Source organism: Pseudomonas sp. WS 5021, assembly GCF_012985535.1.
Classification (GTDB): domain Bacteria; phylum Pseudomonadota; class Gammaproteobacteria; order Pseudomonadales; family Pseudomonadaceae; genus Aquipseudomonas.
In genome coordinates this window covers 255,448-272,200 of the sequence record NZ_JAAQWP010000004.1, presented here as the reverse complement: position 1 = coordinate 272,200, position 16,753 = coordinate 255,448, and the positions used below count along the sequence as shown (strand labels likewise).

Sequence of the window (16,753 nt, the reverse complement as noted above, 5' to 3'; positions counted from 1 at the left end):
TCCACGATATGGAAGCTGAACAGTACACATCGGACGCTGGCCCCTGGTCGGGCATTGATCACTTCGTCAATGCTCATACCAACGCGCCAGGCACACCCGCCAATGCGATAGTCGGGATTATGTATGAGATGCCTGACAGACAAACACTCAATTCATACGCCCGTTTGATTTGGGTACGCCACCTTCAGCCAATTCCGGGCAATTGTCAATCGCCCGAAAGCGCCGTAAAAACGCGACTTTTCAGTCATTTCATAACCGCCAAGGCTAATCAATGCGCAGGCATTCACCTGATCAATAATGCGAAAGAGCCAGCAACGGCCTGTACAGCGGCGGATATCCGGCTAGGCTAGCCGCATGTGAGAACGCCTGTGCGAATGCGCGGCGTGACGAATTACAGATTTACCGGCCTGCCTGGCCAGTTCCAGCCCGATGATGATGTCGGGCTTTTTATTGCCTACGTTTTATTGCCGGCGATGGCGTGCTCAACGGCCCTATCGCCGGCAAGCCGGTTCCTACGGGTGTGTCAGGCCAAGGCCTTGAGTAACGCACTGATGGCCTGCAAGTCGCTGGACTCGCCCTTCTCACCCCAATACACGGCGATCATTTGCTTGTCCGCCTCCACTTTGTAGACATTGGCCGGCAGCGTTGCAAAATGCGGCAACAACTTCTCGTCCACGCAGGTTTCCTGCCATTGGTTGACCCACACCCCGGGCTCCTGCTGCCAGTAAACCCAGAGTGCGGGCTTGCTGCCGCGCCGTGGCCGACAGTACTGCGCACAGGGGCTGGGCGGCTCTTGCTTGAGCCAGTGCGGCCACTCCTGGGGCGACAATTGCATCGCCAGGCCGATGCGGCGCGCCTCCATGCGCAGGGCCATGCGCCCGCTCTGGTGGCGCGACGGTCGCAACCATGCCAGGGGGCTCAAGACCACTAGAAGGATTGACACCACTATCCAGACCGTCATATGTGTACTCCCGAATTTCTAGATGAGCGGATTTGACCTGACTCAACCCCATCCGCTTGAAAGCAGCCATACTGAACTTATTGCAGTCCCCTGGAGGAACGCCTCATGACTTACGAACATATTCTGGTCGCCGTGGACCTGACCGAAGAGTGCGATCCGGTGATCAAGCGCGCCGTGGCCATTGCCGGCGATACCGTGAAGCTGTCCCTGGTGCATATCGTCGAACCCATGGCCATGGCCTTTGGCGGCGACGTGCCGATGGATCTTTCGCAATTGCAACAGCAGCAGTTCGACCAGGCCAAGGAGCGCCTGGACCGACTGATTGACAAGTATCCCGCGCTGAAAAAAGACCAAAGCCACCTGACCTATGGCCAGCCGCGCCAGGAAATCCACCACCTGGCCAAGGAACAGAGCTGCGACCTGATCGTGGTCGGCAGCCATGGTCGTCACGGCTTGGCGTTGCTGCTGGGCTCCACTGCCAACGATGTACTGCACGGCGCGCCTTGCGACGTACTGGCAGTGAAGCTGGTAAAAAGCTCGTAAGAACACTGCAAATCAAATGTAGGAGCTGGCTTGCCTGCGATAGCAGTCTGTCAGTTGATACATCTGGTGGCTGGCATACCGCTATCGCAGGCAAGCCAGCTCCTACCTATTGAAATGCATTTCATATAAAAAAACCGGGGCTCGTAAGAGCGCCGGTTTTTTATTGCCGCTAAATCAATCAGGCATCCAGCTCGGCCCAACGCTCAACCAATACTTCCAACTCCTGGTTCAGCTTCTCAAGGGACTCGATGACCTTGGCCGTTTCTGCCGCAGGACGCAGGTAGAAACCCGCGTCAGCCATGTCGGCCTCCACGCCAGCGATCTGCTTTTCCTTGGCCTCGATCTCACCCGGCAGGGCTTCGAGCTCACGCTGCAGCTTGTAGCTGAGCTTCTTCTTGGCGGCCGGCGCGGCTTCTTGAACCGGCGCAGCAGCCGCCGGTGCAACCACCGCAGAGTTCAAGTCGGCCTTGCCGGACTTGCTCTCGGTCACACCCAGCAGGCGCGGCGAGCCGCCCTGGCGCAGCCAGTCCTGGTAACCACCGACGTATTCGCGCACCTTGCCTTCACCCTCGAAGACCAGGGTGCTGGTGACCACGTTGTCGAGGAATGCCCGGTCGTGGCTGACCATCAGCACGGTGCCGTTGAAGGTCAGCAGGACCTCTTCCAACAACTCCAGCGTTTCCACGTCGAGGTCGTTGGTCGGTTCGTCGAGCACCAGCAGGTTGGCCGGCTTGCTGAACAGCTTGGCCAGCAGCAGACGCGCACGCTCACCGCCAGACAACGCCTTGACCGGCGTACGCGCACGTTGCGGGCTGAACAGGAAGTCCCCCAGGTAGCTCAGCACGTGGCGGCTCTGGCCGTCGATGTCGATAAAGTCGCGGCCTTCAGCGACGTTGTCGATCACGGTCTTTTCCAGGTCCAACTGGTGGCGCAGTTGGTCGAAGTAGGCCACGTCGATGCGCGTGCCCTCTTCCACGGTACCGCTGGTCGGTTGCAGGCCACTGAGCATCAGCTTGAGCAAGGTGGTCTTGCCGGTACCGTTGGCGCCCAGCAGGCCGATGCGGTCGCCGCGCTGCAGGACCATGGAGAAGTCCTTGATCAGGAACGGGCCATCCGGGTGATGGAAGCTGACGCTCTCCAGGACCATGACCTGCTTGCCCGACTTGTCGGCGGTATCGAGCTGGATATTGGCCTTGCCAGTGCGTTCGCGACGCTCGCTACGCTCCACACGCAAGGCTTTCAGGGCCCGTACGCGGCCTTCGTTACGGGTGCGGCGGGCCTTGATGCCCTGGCGGATCCAGACTTCTTCCTGGGCCAGTTTCTTGTCGAACAGCGCGTTGGCGGTTTCTTCGGCGGACAGCGCGGCCTCTTTGTGCACGAGGAAGCTGGCGTAGTCGCCGTTCCAGTCGATCAGGCCGCCGCGATCCAGTTCGAGGATGCGCGTGGCGAGGTTCTGCAGGAAGGAACGGTCGTGCGTGATGAACAACACGGCGCCCTGGAAGTCCTTGAGGGCTTCTTCAAGCCAGGCAATCGCGCCGATATCCAGGTGGTTGGTCGGTTCGTCGAGCAGCAGCAGGTCCGGCTCGGAAACCAGGGCCTGGGCCAGCAGGACGCGGCGACGCCAGCCGCCGGACAATTCGGCGAGGGTCTTGTCGGCCGGCAGTTGCAGGCGGCTCAGGGTGCTGTCGACCAATTGCTGCAAGCGCCAGCCATCACGGGCTTCGAGGTCTTGCTGGACGTGCATCAGTTTATCCAGGTCGGCATCGGTGACGCAGTTCTGCGCCAGGTGATGGTATTGGGCAAGCAATGCGCCCACGCCGTCGAGGCCTTCGGCAACCACGTCGAACACGGTCCGTTCGTCGGCCACCGGCAATTCTTGCGGCAATTCGCCGATCTTCAGGCCCGGGGCGCGCCACACGGAGCCGTCATCGGGCTTCTGGTCGCCTTTTACCAGCTTCATCATGCTGGACTTGCCGGTGCCGTTGCGGCCGATGATGCACACCCGCTCACCACGGGCGATCTGCCAGGACACCTTGTCCAACAACGGCATAGCGCCGAAAGCAAGGGACACATCGCTGAATTTGAGCAGGGTCATACGCTTCTCCAAAAACTGGGCGCGCATTCTACCTGAGTTGGGGGGTGAAGCGGCCGGCATTTTCGTGCCCGACACGTTCTGTAGGACATTTCTTTAGAACTTCAGCGAAGCGGCCTGCAAAGCTTTCACCGGCTGCGGGCAAAAGGCTAAGCTAGGGGCAATCAGTGTCGGCGGCGCCGGCACTAGTCCTGATTTCTTTGCACGGACGTCTCATGCGCAGTCGCCTTTTCAGCTTTTTATCTTGCCTGCTTCTTTCCTCCACCGCCGTCCAGACCGCCCAGGCAGTGGACCTGACCACCCAACGCCAATATTACGACCAAGCCAAGCGCGCCCTGGCCAAAGGCGATACCGGCCCCTACATGCAATACAGCCAGGCCCTGGCCGATTACCCGCTGACGCCGTACCTGGCCTACGACGAGCTGACCGCTCGCCTGAAGTCCGCGAACAACCAGGAAATCGAACAGTTCCTGGCTAAGCATGGCGACCTGCCCCAGGCCAACTGGATGAAGCTGCGCTGGTTGCGCTGGCTGGCCGAGCGTGGTGATTGGCAGACCTTTGAAAAGTACTACGACGCCAAGCTCAATTTCACCGAACTGGACTGCCTGCATGGCCAGTACCAGTTGAGCCACAACCTCAAGGCCGAAGGCTACAAGACTGCCGAAGCCCTGTGGATGACTGGCAAATCCCAACCGGCCGCCTGTGATGCCACCTTTGGCCAGTGGGCCGCCGCTGGGCAGTTGACCGAACAGAAAATCTGGGACCGCGCGAAGCTGGCCGCCGAGGCCCGCAACTATCCCCTGGCCAACAGCCTGGTGAAAACCCTGCCCACCCTGGGTGCCCAGGGCCGCCTGATGGTGGATGTGGCGCAAAAGCCCACCATGCTCAGCGACCCATCGCGCTTCCTGCCCGCCACTGAAGCCATGTCCGACGCCGTCGGCCTGGGCCTGCGTCGCCTGGCGCGCCAGGACCCGGAACAAGCCATGGCCCTGCTGGATGGGTATGCCAGCAGCATGCACTTCTCGCGCGACGAAAAAGTCTCTATCGCCCGGGAAATCGGCCTGACCCTGGCGCGCCGCTACGACCCGCGCGCCCTGGACGTGATGACCAAATACGACCCGGAGCTGCGTGACAATACCGTCTCCGAATGGCGCCTGCGCCTGCTGCTGCGCCTGGCCCGCTGGGAAGATGCCTATCAGTTGACCCGCAAGCTGCCCCAGGACCTGGCCACCACCAACCGCTGGCGCTATTGGCAGGCCCGTGCCCTGGAGCTGGCCGAGCCGAAGAACCCGCAAGCGCTGGTGCTGTACAAAGGCCTGGCAAAGGAGCGGGATTTTTATGGCTTCCTTGCCGCAGACCGCTCCCAGGCCCCGTATCAACTGAATAACCAGCCGCTGGTGATGAGCCAGGCCCTGGTCAACAAGGTGCGCAATACCCCGGGTGTACGCCGCGCCCTGGAGTTTTATGCCCGCGGCCAGATCGTCGACGGCCGCCGCGAGTGGTATCACGTCAGCCGTCACTTCAACCGTGACGAAATGGTCGCCCAGGCCAAGCTCGCCTATGACATGAAGTGGTACTTCCCGGCGATCCGCACCATCAGCCAGGCCAAGTACTGGGACGACCTGGACATCCGCTTCCCCATGGCCCACCGCGACACCCTGGTGCGTGAAGCCAAGGTCCGTGGCCTGCATTCGAGCTGGGTGTTTGCTATCACCCGCCAGGAAAGCGCGTTTATGGATGACGCCCGTTCCGGCGTCGGCGCCAGCGGCCTGATGCAATTGATGCCCGCCACCGCCAAGGAAACCGCACGCAAGTTCAGCATCCCGCTGGCGTCACCGCAGCAGGTGCTGGACCCGGACAAAAATATCCAGCTCGGCGCCGCCTACCTGAGCCAGGTCCACAGCCAGTTCAACGGCAACCGCGTGCTCGCTTCCGCCGCCTACAACGCCGGCCCTGGGCGCGTACGCCAATGGCTGCGTGGCGCGGACCACCTGAGTTTCGACGTGTGGGTGGAAAGCATCCCGTTCGACGAAACCCGCCAGTATGTGCAAAACGTGCTGTCTTATTCGGTGATCTACGGGCAAAAGCTCAATTCACCACAACCGCTGGTGGACTGGCACGAACGTTATTTCGATGACCTGTAGGAGCCGACCTGGCGATGGCGATCTCACGGACGCCATCGCCAGCCCCCCCTACACGGGTTCTTCGCTAAATTGCAGGGCCGCCAGCCGCGCATACAGCGGGTTGCTGGCAATCAGCTGCTGATGTGTGCCCACAGCCACCAATTTCCCCTGATCCATCACCGCAATCCGGTCGGCGTTTTTCACCGTGGCCAGGCGGTGGGCGATCACCAGGGTGGTACGCCCCTGCATCAATTGCGGTAATGCCTGCTGGATCAGGTGTTCACTCTGCGCGTCCAGGGCGCTGGTGGCCTCGTCCAGCAACAGGATGGGCGCATCCACCAGCAAGGCCCGGGCAATCGCCAGGCGTTGGCGCTGGCCGCCAGAAAGACCCATGCCGCCATCCCCCAGGTGGGTCTGGTAACCGTCAGGCATTTGCAGGATGAAATCGTGGGCGTGGGCAATGCGCGCCGCCTCTTCGACCTGGGCAAAACTGGCCTTTGGGTTGCCGTAGCGAATGTTGTCTTCGACGCTGCCAAAAAACAGCGCCGGGCTTTGGGACACCAAGGCAAAACAGCGGCGCAGGTCCAAAGGATCGAGGCTGGTCAGCGGTTGGCCTTCGAGCAGCACCTGCCCCTGTTGCGGGTCGTAGAAGCGCAGCAGCAAGTCGAACAGAGTGGACTTGCCCGCCCCGGACGGCCCGACCAGGGCCAGGGTTTCTCCGGCCTTGATACTCAGGCTCAGGCCCTCGATGGCAAAACGATCGGGACGCGACGGGTAGGAAAAGTACAGATCCTGCAGCTCCAGGCGGCCACTGACCCGCTGCGGCAACGTGATCACGCCCGTGGCAGGCGCGTGGATGTCATTGTTCGACTGCAACAGCTCGGCAATCCGCTCCGCCGCCCCGGCGGCCCGTTGCAACTCGCCGATCACCTCGCTCAAGGTGCCAAAGGCGCTGCCGACGATCAGGCTGTAGAACACAAAGGCCGCCAGCTCACCGCCGGAGATGCGCCCGGCGATCACATCCATGCCGCCCACCCACAGCATCACGCCGACAGCGCCCAGCACCAGCACAATCACCAGGGTGATCAGCCAGGCCCGCTGCACGATGCGTTTGCGCGCCGTGGTGAACGCCTCCTCCACCGTCACCGCGAAGCGCTGCTCATCCTGCACCTGATGGTTGTAGGCCTGCACGGTCTTGATCTGGCCCAGGGTCTCGGACACGTAGCTGCCGACGTCGGCAATCCGGTCCTGGCTCTGGCGCGACAGGCTGCGCACGCGGCGGCCAAAGACCAGGATCGGCGCCAGCACCAGCGGCAATGCCACCACCACAATGCTGGTGAGCTTGGGGTTGGTGATAAACAGCAACACAATCCCGCCGATCACCATCAACGCATTGCGCAGGAACAGCGACAGGGATGAGCCGATCACCGATTGCAGCAAGGTGGTGTCGGCGGTCAGGCGCGACTGGATTTCCGAGCTGCGATTGTTCTCGTAGAACCCCGGATGCAGGTAGATCAGGTGATTGAACACCTGTCGGCGAATGTCCGCCACCACCCGCTCGCCGATCCACGACACCAGGTAGAAGCGTGCAAACGTGCCCACCGCCAGGCCCAGCACGAGGATCATGAACAGACCGATGGACTGGTTGAGCAGGTGCGGCGACTGGGTCATGAAGCCCTGGTCCACCAACAGGCGGATGCCCTGGCCCATGGACAACGTAATGCCTGCGGTGACGATCAGCGCCAGCAAGGCGCCGACGGCCTGCCAGCGATAGGGGGCGATAAAGCGCATGGCCAGGCGAATGGCGCGGCGTTGACGGGCTGAAAGCATGGAGAGCATCACCTGAGGAAGACAACCTCAAGCCTACACCGCAATCGGATTGAACTTGGGTAAATCACAATGAGTCAGGTTAATTATGCCCGGCAAGACTAGGCCCTAGAGGCTATCGGTCTAAAGTGCGGCTGGAAATCCAAAGTGATTTCTGCTGGACTGGGCATTCGATCCGTCGACGGGCCATGGAGTTGTAACAGCTCGGTCACGCGGGGGAATTAGAGTAGGTACACAACCTGATGAGGAGACAGGCCATGTCCTTGCAAAACAGCAGCACTGACAAAGTTGAAGTAATCCGCCAGCCACAACAGTTGCCTTGCTCGTACATCGATGCCCAGGGCCGCGAAGTGCAGATTACCGAAGAGATGATCCAGGGCGCGTGCGCCGAACTGGAGCAGAAACTGGTCAAGCCTGCCCAGCAAGGCTGATACGCCCCAGCTCTTTCAGACCCGGCCCCGGTGGCCGGGTTTTTTATGCCTACGCTGTGTACATCAGCAAAGGTTTGCGCCCAGGGCGTTGACGAGGCTGTGCAACGCCGCCGACTCCCCGCTGATCCGCACCTTCAAGCCGTCAATCTCGCGGCGATCCGGGTAATGCTTGCGCAGCAGGTCGAAGGCCTTGCGCTGCTGCTCCACAGTGCCCACCAGGCTGCGGCGAAAATCCGCATCGTCACGGCGCGGGTCGTAGACGCTGCGGCACAACGTCGCCAGGGCCCAGGCCGGGTCGGTGCTGGCATGCAGGTTGACCTCGGCCAGCCAAGGCTCGGGCAGCAAGTCACTCAGTTGGATGCTCGCCGGCTGGCCAAGGTGCGCGCACAGCGCCTGGTAGATCTGCGCCGTGCCGCGCTGCTTGCCGTCCAGGCTGTAGCCGGCGATATGCGGGGTCGCCAGCACGCACAACTCGGCCAGCTCGACATCCACCTCAGGCTCGCCTTCCCACACATCCAGCACCGCCTGCAGGTCTTCGCGCTCCAGCAACACCTCGCGCAGCGCCGTGTTATCCACCACCGGGCCACGGCTGGCGTTGATCAGCCAGGTACCGGGCTTGAGTTGCTCCAGGCGCTGGCGATCCAGCAGGTGCCAGGTCGAGCCACTACCGGACTTTTTCAGCGGGGTATGCAGGCTGATCACATCACATTGCTCGATGATCTGCTCAAGGCTGACGTAATCACCGTCTTCGACAATCTGGCGGGGCGGATCGCAGACCAGCACCTTCCAGCCCAGGCCCCTGAGCACCTTCACCAGGCGCCCGCCCACTTCACCGGCACCGACGACGCCATAGGTGCGCTGGTTCAGGTCCGCACCCTCGATTTCAGCCAGGGTCAGCAGGCTGCCCAGCACATAGTCCACCACCCCACGGGCGTTGCAGCCCGGCGCGCTGGACCATTGGATACCGGCCTTTTGAAAGTAGTCGAGGTCCAGGTGATCGGTGCCGATGGTGCACGTGCCGACAAACCGTACCGGCGTGCCTTCGAGCAGCGCCCGGTTGACGTTGGTCACCGAACGCACCAGCAGCACATCGGCCTGTTCAATGGCGGCGCGGTCGATGGCGCGGCCCGGCACCCGGCGGATCTCGCCAAAACCTTCAAAGAACGCATCGAGCAGCGGGATATTTTCGTCGGCAACAATCAACATGGCAGGCTCCTTTGGCGGACCCGCAGTGTACAGGCACCAGCCTGTGGCGCGTTTACAAATCCGCTACACAGGTATTTTCCTGACCTACCCGTCAAGGCGTAGAATGCGCCGTCCTGCGCTCCCCCTTATCGGACATCTGCACGTGAACACTGCCACTCTGCCCCTCTCCCGCCCTGCCCGCGTTCGCCGGGAAGTCCACAGCCTGCTGGCGCTGGCCCTGCCGATCATGATCGGGCAACTGGCAACCACTGCCATGGGGTTTGTCGATGCAGTGATGGCCGGGCGCGTGAGTGCGCGGGACCTGGCGGCGGTGGCCCTGGGCAATTCCATCTGGATCCCGGTGTATCTGTTGATGACCGGCACCTTGCTGGCCACCACCCCCAAAGTCGCCCAGCGCTTTGGCGCCGGCAGCCACACCGAGATCGGCCCGCTGGTGCGCCAGGCGTTGTGGCTGGCGCTGGTGGTGGGGTGCACCGCGGCATTGCTGTTGATCAGCGCCGAGCCGATCCTGCATGCGATGAACGTCGACCCCGAGCTGATCGCCCCCTGCATGGGCTACCTGCACGGCATCGCGGCGGGCATGCCGGCGGTGGCGCTGTATTACGTACTGCGTTGTTTCAGTGACGGCCTGGGCCGCACGCGCCCGAGCATGATCCTCGGCCTGGGCGGGCTGGCGTTGAATATCCCGCTGAACTACGTGTTCATCTATGGCCATTTCGGCGTGCCGGCCATGGGCGGCGTGGGCTGCGGCTGGGCCACCGGGATCGTGATGTGGGCAATGATGCTGGGCTTCGCCGCCTGGACGCGCTGGGCCCCGGTCTATCAAGCCAGCGAGCTGTTCAAGCGCTTCGACTGGCCGAAATGGTCGGTGATCAAGCGCATCCTGGGCATCGGCCTGCCGATTGGCATCGCCGTGTTTGCCGAGTCGAGCATCTTTGCGGTGATCGCCCTGCTGATCGGCAGCCTGGGCGCAACTGTGGTGGCCGGGCACCAGATCGCCCTGAACTTCAGCTCCCTGGTGTTCATGATTCCCTACTCCCTGAGCATGGCCGTGACCGTGCGGGTCGGCCAGGCCCTGGGCCGTGGCGAACCCCGTGAAGCGCGCTTCGCCGCAGGCGTGGGGATGGGCACCGCACTGGCTTATGCCTGCCTGTCGTGCAGCCTGATGCTGTTGTTTCGCGAGCAGATCGCCACGATCTACACCGCCGACCCGCAGGTGGTCCAGGTGGCGGCGATGCTGATTGTGTTTGCGGCGCTGTTCCAGTTCTCCGATGCGATCCAGGTGACCGCCGCCGGCGCCCTGCGTGGCTACCAGGACACCCGCGTGACCATGATCCTGACCCTGTTCGCCTATTGGGGCGTGGGCCTGCCGGTGGGTTACTTGTTGGGCCTGACCGACTGGCTGGGCCAGGCCAACGGCCCGAGCGGCTTGTGGCAGGGGCTGATCGTCGGCCTCAGTTGCGCGGCGGCGATGCTGGTAGTGCGCCTGGCACGCAGTGCGCGCAAGCGCATCCGCACGGCGGTTTAAGCGAGCTTCTTGCGGATCCAGTACAGGTAAGTACCGGCCTCTTCGCGCTGTTCTACCAGTTCATGGTCCAGGAACACGCAGAACTTGGGGATATCGCGACGGGTCGAGGGATCGGTCGCGATGACCTTGAGCAGGCCGCCCGGTGCCAGGTCGCGGATATGCTGGTGCAGCATCATCACCGGTTCCGGGCAGTTGAGGCCGGTGGCGTCGAGGGTGCCGTCGACGGGTACATCCGAAAACTGACTCATACTTCACTCCGAAAACAGATCCGCCCCTGTGTGGGAGCGGGCTGCCCGCGATGACGTGGGCACATTCAACATTGATTTCGATTGTTATAACGCTATCGCGGGCAAGCCCGCTCCCACATTTTGGAGCGGTGCCCGCCACAGGATCAACGGGCCTTGGGTTTCTTTACGTCCAGGCGGCGCAGGTGGCAGGTCACTTCCTCGCGGTCGTGGTACAGCTGCTTGCAACCGATTTCCACGCGAATGCCTCGCGCCTTGAAGCCTTCTTCGATGCGCTCCAGCAGGCGCTTCACTTCGGCATAACGCTGTTTCATCGGCAACTTGAGGTTGACCACCGCTTCGCGGCAATGCCCCTCGCCAATCCAGGTTTCCAGCAGGGCTGCGTTGCGCGCCGGCTTCTCGACGATATCGCAGACCATCCAGTCCACCGGCTGCTTGGGGGTGAAGGTAAACCCATCCGCCATCAGGTGTTGCACCAGGCCGGTGTCCATCAGGCTTTCGGCCATGGGGCCGTTATCGATCGCCGTCACCAGCATGCCACGGTTGACCAACTGCCAGGTCCAGCCGCCCGGCGCTGCGCCAAGGTCCACGCCGGTCATGTCGCCGTGCAGGCGCTCGTCCCACTGGTCCCGGGGGATAAAGTGGTGCCAGGCCTCTTCCAGCTTGAGGGTCGAGCGGCTTGGCGCGTCACGGGGGAATTTCAGGCGCGGGATGCCCATCGGCCACATCGCCGAGTTATTTGACTCGGCCAGGCCCATGAACACTTCGCGGCCGCTCTTGAAGGTCAGCAGCAGGCGCGGCTTGCTCGGGTCTTCGACCAGTTTGCCGGCGGCCAGCAGGGCCTTGCGCAGGTGCACTTCGAATTTCTTGCAGAAGTTCGACAGTTCCTTGCCGTCGTTGGTATCGACCATTTCCAGCCACAGGCTGCCGCACACCGGGAAATCGCGCAGGTGCGCGAGGATCACGCTGATGCGGTCGGTCTCTGGCAAGTCGATGAACACCCCACGCGCCCACTGCCTTGGGAAGATCAGCTCGGCAAAGCGTTGGCCGCGCATCAGGCGCTGGGCGCCGTCTTCTTCGGTGCAGACAAATTCGGCGCAGGCGCTGCCGGTCTTGGCCTTGGCATAGCCGGAAACGTTCAGGCGCGCGGCGTGTTCCGCGATCTCGGAACAGACTTCGCCTTCAAAACCCGGGCGGCAGTGCATAAAAAGGGTGTTCATTGAATCTCCTGGCAACTGGCTTGCTCTATCGCAATGCCTGTCATGAAAACGCGCGCATGATAGCTGAGTTCGGAACCTTGGACTTGTCCATAGAGTCCAGTTATTAGCCTGCTACTGAAAACAGGGCTAAGTTGAAAGCTCTGTTCGTCCCGTCAGGTCCGTAGCCGTGCGGACCATAAGGAGTCATGTAATGTCATCCGTTGATAGCCTGAGAACCCTTAAGACCCTGCAAATCGACAGTAAGACCTACCACTACTTCAGCTTGCCCGAAGCCGCCAAGAGCCTGGGTGACCTGGACAAGTTGCCGATGTCCCTCAAGGTGCTGCTGGAAAACCTGCTGCGCTGGGAGGACGAAAAAACCGTCACCGGCGCCGATCTCAAGGCGCTGGCCGCCTGGCTCAAGGAGCGTCGCTCCGACCGCGAGATCCAGTACCGCCCGGCCCGGGTACTGATGCAGGACTTTACCGGCGTACCCGCCGTGGTCGACCTGGCCGCCATGCGCGCCGCCGTGGCCAAGGCCGGTGGCGATCCGCAGCGCATCAACCCGTTGTCGCCGGTGGACCTGGTGATTGACCACTCGGTGATGGTCGACAAGTTCGGCAACGCCGACGCCTTCGAGCAAAACGTCGATATCGAAATGCAGCGCAACGGTGAACGCTATGCGTTCCTGCGCTGGGGCCAGAGCGCCTTTGATAATTTCAGCGTGGTACCACCGGGGACCGGCATCTGTCACCAGGTCAACCTGGAATACCTGGGCCGCACGGTGTGGACCAAGGACGAGGACGGCCGCACCTACGCCTTCCCGGACACCCTGGTGGGCACCGATTCCCACACCACCATGATCAACGGCCTCGGCGTCCTGGGCTGGGGCGTGGGCGGGATCGAGGCGGAAGCGGCGATGCTCGGCCAGCCGGTGTCGATGCTCATCCCGGAAGTGATCGGCTTCAAGCTCACTGGCAAATTGAAAGAAGGCATCACCGCCACCGACCTGGTGCTGACGGTCACGCAAATGCTGCGTAAAAAAGGCGTGGTGGGTAAATTCGTCGAGTTCTATGGCGACGGCCTCGCCGACCTGCCCCTGGCCGACCGCGCGACCATCGCCAACATGGCCCCGGAATACGGCGCCACCTGCGGCTTTTTCCCCGTCGATGAGGTGACCCTGGACTACTTGCGCCTGTCGGGCCGGCCTGCGGCCACCGTCAAGCTGGTCGAGGCGTACACCAAGGCCCAGGGCCTGTGGCGCAATGCCGGTGAAGAACCAGTGTTCACCGACAGCCTGGCCCTCGACATGGGCACCGTAGAAGCCAGCCTGGCCGGGCCCAAACGCCCGCAGGACCGAGTCTCGCTGCCGGATGTGAGCCAGGCGTTCACTGACTTCCTCGACTTGCAGTTCAAACCTGCCAGCAAGGAAGAAGGTCGCCTGGAAAGTGAAGGCGGCGGCGGTGTCGCGGTGGGTAACGCCGACCTGGTGGGTGAAGCCGACTACGACTTTGAAGGCCAGACCTATCGCCTGAAAAACGGCGCGGTGGTGATCGCCGCGATCACCTCCTGCACCAACACCTCCAACCCCAGCGTGATGATGGCTGCAGGCCTGGTCGCGAAAAAAGCCGTGGAAAAGGGCCTGAGCCGCAAGCCCTGGGTAAAAAGCTCGCTGGCGCCTGGCTCCAAGGTGGTCACCGACTACTACAACGCCGCCGGCCTGACCCCCTACCTGGACCAATTGGGCTTCGACCTGGTGGGTTATGGCTGTACCACCTGCATCGGCAACTCCGGGCCATTGCCCGAGCCTATCGAGAAAGCCATCCAGAAAGCCGACCTGACCGTGGCGTCGGTGCTGTCCGGCAACCGTAACTTCGAGGGCCGCGTGCATCCGCTGGTGAAAACCAACTGGCTGGCCTCGCCGCCGCTGGTGGTGGCCTATGCCCTGGCCGGGACCGTGCGCATTGATATCAGCAGCGAGCCCCTGGGCACCGGCAAGGATGGTGCGCCGGTCTACCTGCGCGATATCTGGCCCAGCAGCCAGGAGATCGCCGACGCGGTGGCCCAGGTCAGCACCAGCATGTTCCACAAGGAATACGCCGAGGTGTTCGCCGGTGACGCACAGTGGCAAGCCATTGAAGTGCCGCAGGCCGCGACCTATGTGTGGCAAAAAGACTCCACCTATATCCAGCACCCGCCGTTCTTCGATGACATCGCCGGGCCGCTGCCGGTGATCAAGGATGTGCAGGGCGCCAATATCCTGGCCCTGCTTGGCGACTCGGTAACCACCGACCACATCTCCCCGGCCGGCAATATCAAGGCCGACAGCCCGGCCGGCCGTTACCTGCGCGAACAGGGCGTGGAACCGCGGGACTTCAACTCCTACGGCTCGCGCCGTGGCAACCATGAAGTGATGATGCGCGGTACCTTCGCCAACATCCGTATCCGCAACGAAATGCTTGGCGGCGAAGAAGGGGGCAACACCCTCTACATTCCCACCGGCGAGAAGATGCCGATCTACGATGCGGCCATGAAGTACCAGGCGTCCGGCACGCCACTGGTGGTGATCGCCGGCCAGGAATACGGCACTGGCTCCAGCCGCGACTGGGCCGCCAAGGGCACCAACCTGCTGGGGGTCAAGGCGGTGATTGCCGAGAGCTTCGAGCGCATCCACCGCTCCAACCTGGTGGGCATGGGCGTGCTGCCGCTGCAGTTCAAGCTGGACCAGAACCGCAAGGCGCTGCAACTGACCGGTAAGGAGAAGATCGACATTCTCGGCCTGACCGATGCCCAGATCGAGCCACGGATGAACCTGACGCTGGTGATTACCCGCGAGGATGGCCGCAGCGAGAAGGTCGAGGTGCTGTGCCGGATCGACACCCTCAATGAAGTTGAATACTTCAAGGCGGGTGGGATTCTGCACTATGTACTGCGTCAACTGATCGCTTCGTAAACCGCGCAGCACACCTCTCGCTGAGGGGTGTGCTGTTTGTTCAGCACAGGTTTATTGGTCTTTAAATCCCAGTTGTTTGAACAACGTGGCCATATTGTAGTAATCCGTGCACTCGATGATTTTACTATTGGCGGTTTTAATCACGCACACCCCGCGAACCAAAATCTCTTTATGGGTTGCAGCCCGATCAAACAACGTCCCTTTGTGCGTGCCTGTCATATGCCATTGAATAGTGCCGCCGCCCTCTCCCAGGCTGATCACTTCCTCGAACACCTTGAAGTCCGGCAAGGCTTGCCTGATCAAGTCGAAAAACCCGCCTAACTCGGGTTTTCCCTTCATTTTCATTTCAGCCGCGACATCCTCGTAAATGCAATCATCTGCAAAGATCGCGAGAAATCGCTGTTTGGAAGAAGTGGACCATGCGTCGGCCCATTCTTTAATCAGTTGATGATCATTCATTGTAAAAGCCTCTGAAAGTCGGGAACACGCCTCTTGCGCTGCATACTCCGCCTGACAGATACACCTTCAACTCCTGCTGAGCAGATACTCCCTCTGTTCGTAAGCGTGAAAAAAGCTTAGTTGCCTCCGCGCCATCCAACCAATGTCCAGATGGCGGTTTTTTCATTTAAGTGATCAATGGCGCTCCGTATAATCGGCCGCTGATTCCTGGGCGCCGATTAATACTGAGCGCCCGCTTGACCGTCACAAGGACTTCTCATGTTTGCTGCTTTACCCTGGCTGTACCTGGCGCTTCTTTCGATTGGCTATGCGCTGGCCCTGACCTATGGACAACTGGGGTTGCTGGCGCTGGTATCGGTCGGTTTACTGGGGGGCGCCGGGTATGCCGTGCGCCAACAACACATCCCCTGGGCCCGCTACCTCGGCCATGGCCTGTTCATCGTATTGGCCCTGGGCCTGGCGATGCACTGGCTGCCCGGTTTCTACAACGGTCGCGGCATCGACCCACAGCGCTTCACGGCCGATGCCGTGCCCTTCTCGATGTACCTGAACCAGGACAAGCCGCTGATCGGCTTCTGGCTGCTGCTCGCCTGCCCGTGGATCGTCGCTCGCCGCCCGTTGCGCCTGTCGATCTACGCCACGGCCCTGGCCTTGACCCTGACCACCATCGCCGCCCTTGGCGGTGCGGTACTGCTGGGCATCATCAGTTGGGCCCCCAAATGGCCGGACCAGGCCTGGCTCTGGGTGTTGAACAACCTGTTGCTGGTGACCCTGGTTGAGGAGGCACTGTTTCGCGGCTACATCCAGGGCGGCCTGAGCCGGCGCTTCAAACAACTGCCCTACGGCGAAAACCTCGCCTTGCTACTGGCTTCGCTGCTGTTTGGCCTGGTGCATGTGGGCGCGGGTTGGCAGTGGGTGCTGCTGGCCAGTATCGCCGGCGCGGGGTACGGCCTGGCCTACCGCTTCGGCGGCCTGGGCGCAGCGATTGCCACGCACTTTGGCTTGAACCTCCTGCATTTCGGCTTGTTTACCTACCCGATGCTGGCGGGCTGAGCAGTCCCTCTGCACTGAACACAAAAGCCGCCTTCGGGCGGCTTTTGTGTGTTCGGCGCTCGATAAAACCTAGCCGGACGGTCAGTGGTCGCCCCTCCCCCCGTTCGGCAGAATGCCTAGGAGCTTTCGTACT

At 61.8% G+C, this 16,753-nt stretch carries 14 protein-coding genes; 7 read left to right on the top strand and 7 right to left on the bottom strand.

Annotation, left to right across the window (positions count from 1 at the left end):
- Positions 1–8: 8 nt before the first annotated feature.
- Positions 9–350, top strand: a complete 342-nt coding sequence (locus tag HBO19_RS14715; RefSeq protein ID WP_170057750.1) for a hypothetical protein — start codon at positions 9–11, stop codon at positions 348–350.
- A gap of 173 nt (positions 351–523) precedes the next feature.
- On the opposite strand, the gene HBO19_RS14710 is transcribed toward HBO19_RS14715, so the two are convergent.
- A complete protein-coding gene (locus HBO19_RS14710) occupies positions 524–961 on the bottom strand; it encodes a hypothetical protein (RefSeq protein ID WP_169954186.1) in 438 nt (145 codons plus the stop codon).
- 105 nt (positions 962–1,066) lie between these two features.
- On the opposite strand from HBO19_RS14710, the gene HBO19_RS14705 reads away from it, so the two are divergent.
- On the top strand, positions 1,067–1,504 hold the full coding sequence (locus HBO19_RS14705; protein ID WP_169954187.1) for a universal stress protein: 438 nt from the start codon (positions 1,067–1,069) through the stop codon (positions 1,502–1,504).
- 178 nt (positions 1,505–1,682) lie between these two features.
- Here HBO19_RS14705 and HBO19_RS14700 read toward each other — a convergent pair whose 3' ends face one another.
- On the bottom strand, positions 1,683–3,599 hold the full coding sequence (locus HBO19_RS14700; protein WP_170057749.1) for an ATP-binding cassette domain-containing protein: 1,917 nt from the start codon (positions 3,597–3,599) through the stop codon (positions 1,683–1,685).
- Between the two features lie 212 nt (positions 3,600–3,811).
- Here HBO19_RS14700 and HBO19_RS14695 point away from each other — a divergent pair, with 212 nt between their 5' ends.
- Positions 3,812–5,740: a transglycosylase SLT domain-containing protein gene (locus HBO19_RS14695; RefSeq protein ID WP_169954291.1), complete on the top strand. Its 1,929-nt coding sequence runs from the start codon at positions 3,812–3,814 to the stop codon at positions 5,738–5,740.
- Positions 5,741–5,788: 48 nt separating this feature from the next.
- Here the strand turns inward: HBO19_RS14695 and HBO19_RS14690 are convergent, their stop codons facing one another.
- Positions 5,789–7,558, bottom strand: coding sequence for an ABC transporter transmembrane domain-containing protein (locus HBO19_RS14690; protein ID WP_169954281.1), 1,770 nt, complete (start codon positions 7,556–7,558; stop codon positions 5,789–5,791).
- Positions 7,559–7,803: 245 nt separating this feature from the next.
- Between HBO19_RS14690 and HBO19_RS14685 the strand changes: the two genes are divergently transcribed.
- Positions 7,804–7,977, top strand: coding sequence for a PA1571 family protein (locus tag HBO19_RS14685; protein WP_029300072.1), 174 nt, complete (start codon positions 7,804–7,806; stop codon positions 7,975–7,977).
- Between the two features lie 63 nt (positions 7,978–8,040).
- Here HBO19_RS14685 and pdxB read toward each other — a convergent pair whose 3' ends face one another.
- Positions 8,041–9,183, bottom strand: a complete 1,143-nt coding sequence (gene pdxB, locus HBO19_RS14680) for a 4-phosphoerythronate dehydrogenase PdxB (protein WP_170057748.1) — start codon at positions 9,181–9,183, stop codon at positions 8,041–8,043.
- Positions 9,184–9,325: 142 nt separating this feature from the next.
- On the opposite strand from pdxB, the gene HBO19_RS14675 reads away from it, so the two are divergent.
- Positions 9,326–10,711 (top strand): MATE family efflux transporter, encoded by a 1,386-nt coding sequence (locus HBO19_RS14675; protein WP_169954292.1) that lies wholly within the window; start codon positions 9,326–9,328, stop codon positions 10,709–10,711.
- On the opposite strand, the gene tusA is transcribed toward HBO19_RS14675, so the two are convergent.
- Complete coding sequence (gene tusA, locus HBO19_RS14670; protein WP_076961259.1) at positions 10,708–10,959, bottom strand: sulfurtransferase TusA; 252 nt, start codon at positions 10,957–10,959, stop codon at positions 10,708–10,710. The genes HBO19_RS14675 and tusA overlap by 4 nt on opposite strands.
- A 143-nt stretch (positions 10,960–11,102) precedes the next feature.
- Positions 11,103–12,176, bottom strand: a complete 1,074-nt coding sequence (gene rlmM, locus HBO19_RS14665) for a 23S rRNA (cytidine(2498)-2'-O)-methyltransferase RlmM (protein WP_029300064.1) — start codon at positions 12,174–12,176, stop codon at positions 11,103–11,105.
- Positions 12,177–12,366: 190 nt separating this feature from the next.
- Here rlmM and acnA point away from each other — a divergent pair, with 190 nt between their 5' ends.
- Positions 12,367–15,108, top strand: a complete 2,742-nt coding sequence (gene acnA / locus HBO19_RS14660; protein WP_170043335.1) for an aconitate hydratase AcnA — start codon at positions 12,367–12,369, stop codon at positions 15,106–15,108.
- Positions 15,109–15,159: 51 nt separating this feature from the next.
- On the opposite strand, the gene HBO19_RS14655 is transcribed toward acnA, so the two are convergent.
- Entirely contained in the window at positions 15,160–15,567 is a 408-nt protein-coding gene (locus tag HBO19_RS14655) for an ester cyclase (protein WP_169954194.1), read from the bottom strand.
- A gap of 258 nt (positions 15,568–15,825) precedes the next feature.
- Between HBO19_RS14655 and HBO19_RS14650 the strand changes: the two genes are divergently transcribed.
- The gene (locus HBO19_RS14650) at positions 15,826–16,620 is read left to right on the top strand and encodes a CPBP family intramembrane glutamic endopeptidase (RefSeq protein WP_169954195.1); all 795 of its coding nucleotides are present in this window, start codon (positions 15,826–15,828) and stop codon (positions 16,618–16,620) included.
- Positions 16,621–16,753: the final 133 nt, after the last annotated feature.

Coding starts and splice junctions, on each gene's coding strand:
- HBO19_RS14715 (WP_170057750.1), top strand. CDS start 9: ATGGAAGCTGAACAGTACACATCGGACGCTGGCCCCTGGTCGGGCATT.
- HBO19_RS14710 (WP_169954186.1), bottom strand. CDS start 961: ATGACGGTCTGGATAGTGGTGTCAATCCTTCTAGTGGTCTTGAGCCCC.
- HBO19_RS14705 (WP_169954187.1), top strand. CDS start 1,067: ATGACTTACGAACATATTCTGGTCGCCGTGGACCTGACCGAAGAGTGC.
- HBO19_RS14700 (WP_170057749.1), bottom strand. CDS start 3,599: ATGACCCTGCTCAAATTCAGCGATGTGTCCCTTGCTTTCGGCGCTATG.
- HBO19_RS14695 (WP_169954291.1), top strand. CDS start 3,812: ATGCGCAGTCGCCTTTTCAGCTTTTTATCTTGCCTGCTTCTTTCCTCC.
- HBO19_RS14690 (WP_169954281.1), bottom strand. CDS start 7,558: ATGCTCTCCATGCTTTCAGCCCGTCAACGCCGCGCCATTCGCCTGGCC.
- HBO19_RS14685 (WP_029300072.1), top strand. CDS start 7,804: ATGTCCTTGCAAAACAGCAGCACTGACAAAGTTGAAGTAATCCGCCAG.
- pdxB (WP_170057748.1), bottom strand. CDS start 9,183: ATGTTGATTGTTGCCGACGAAAATATCCCGCTGCTCGATGCGTTCTTT.
- tusA (WP_076961259.1), bottom strand. CDS start 10,959: ATGAGTCAGTTTTCGGATGTACCCGTCGACGGCACCCTCGACGCCACC.
- rlmM (WP_029300064.1), bottom strand. CDS start 12,176: ATGAACACCCTTTTTATGCACTGCCGCCCGGGTTTTGAAGGCGAAGTC.
- acnA (WP_170043335.1), top strand. CDS start 12,367: ATGTCATCCGTTGATAGCCTGAGAACCCTTAAGACCCTGCAAATCGAC.
- HBO19_RS14655 (WP_169954194.1), bottom strand. CDS start 15,567: ATGAATGATCATCAACTGATTAAAGAATGGGCCGACGCATGGTCCACT.
- HBO19_RS14650 (WP_169954195.1), top strand. CDS start 15,826: ATGTTTGCTGCTTTACCCTGGCTGTACCTGGCGCTTCTTTCGATTGGC.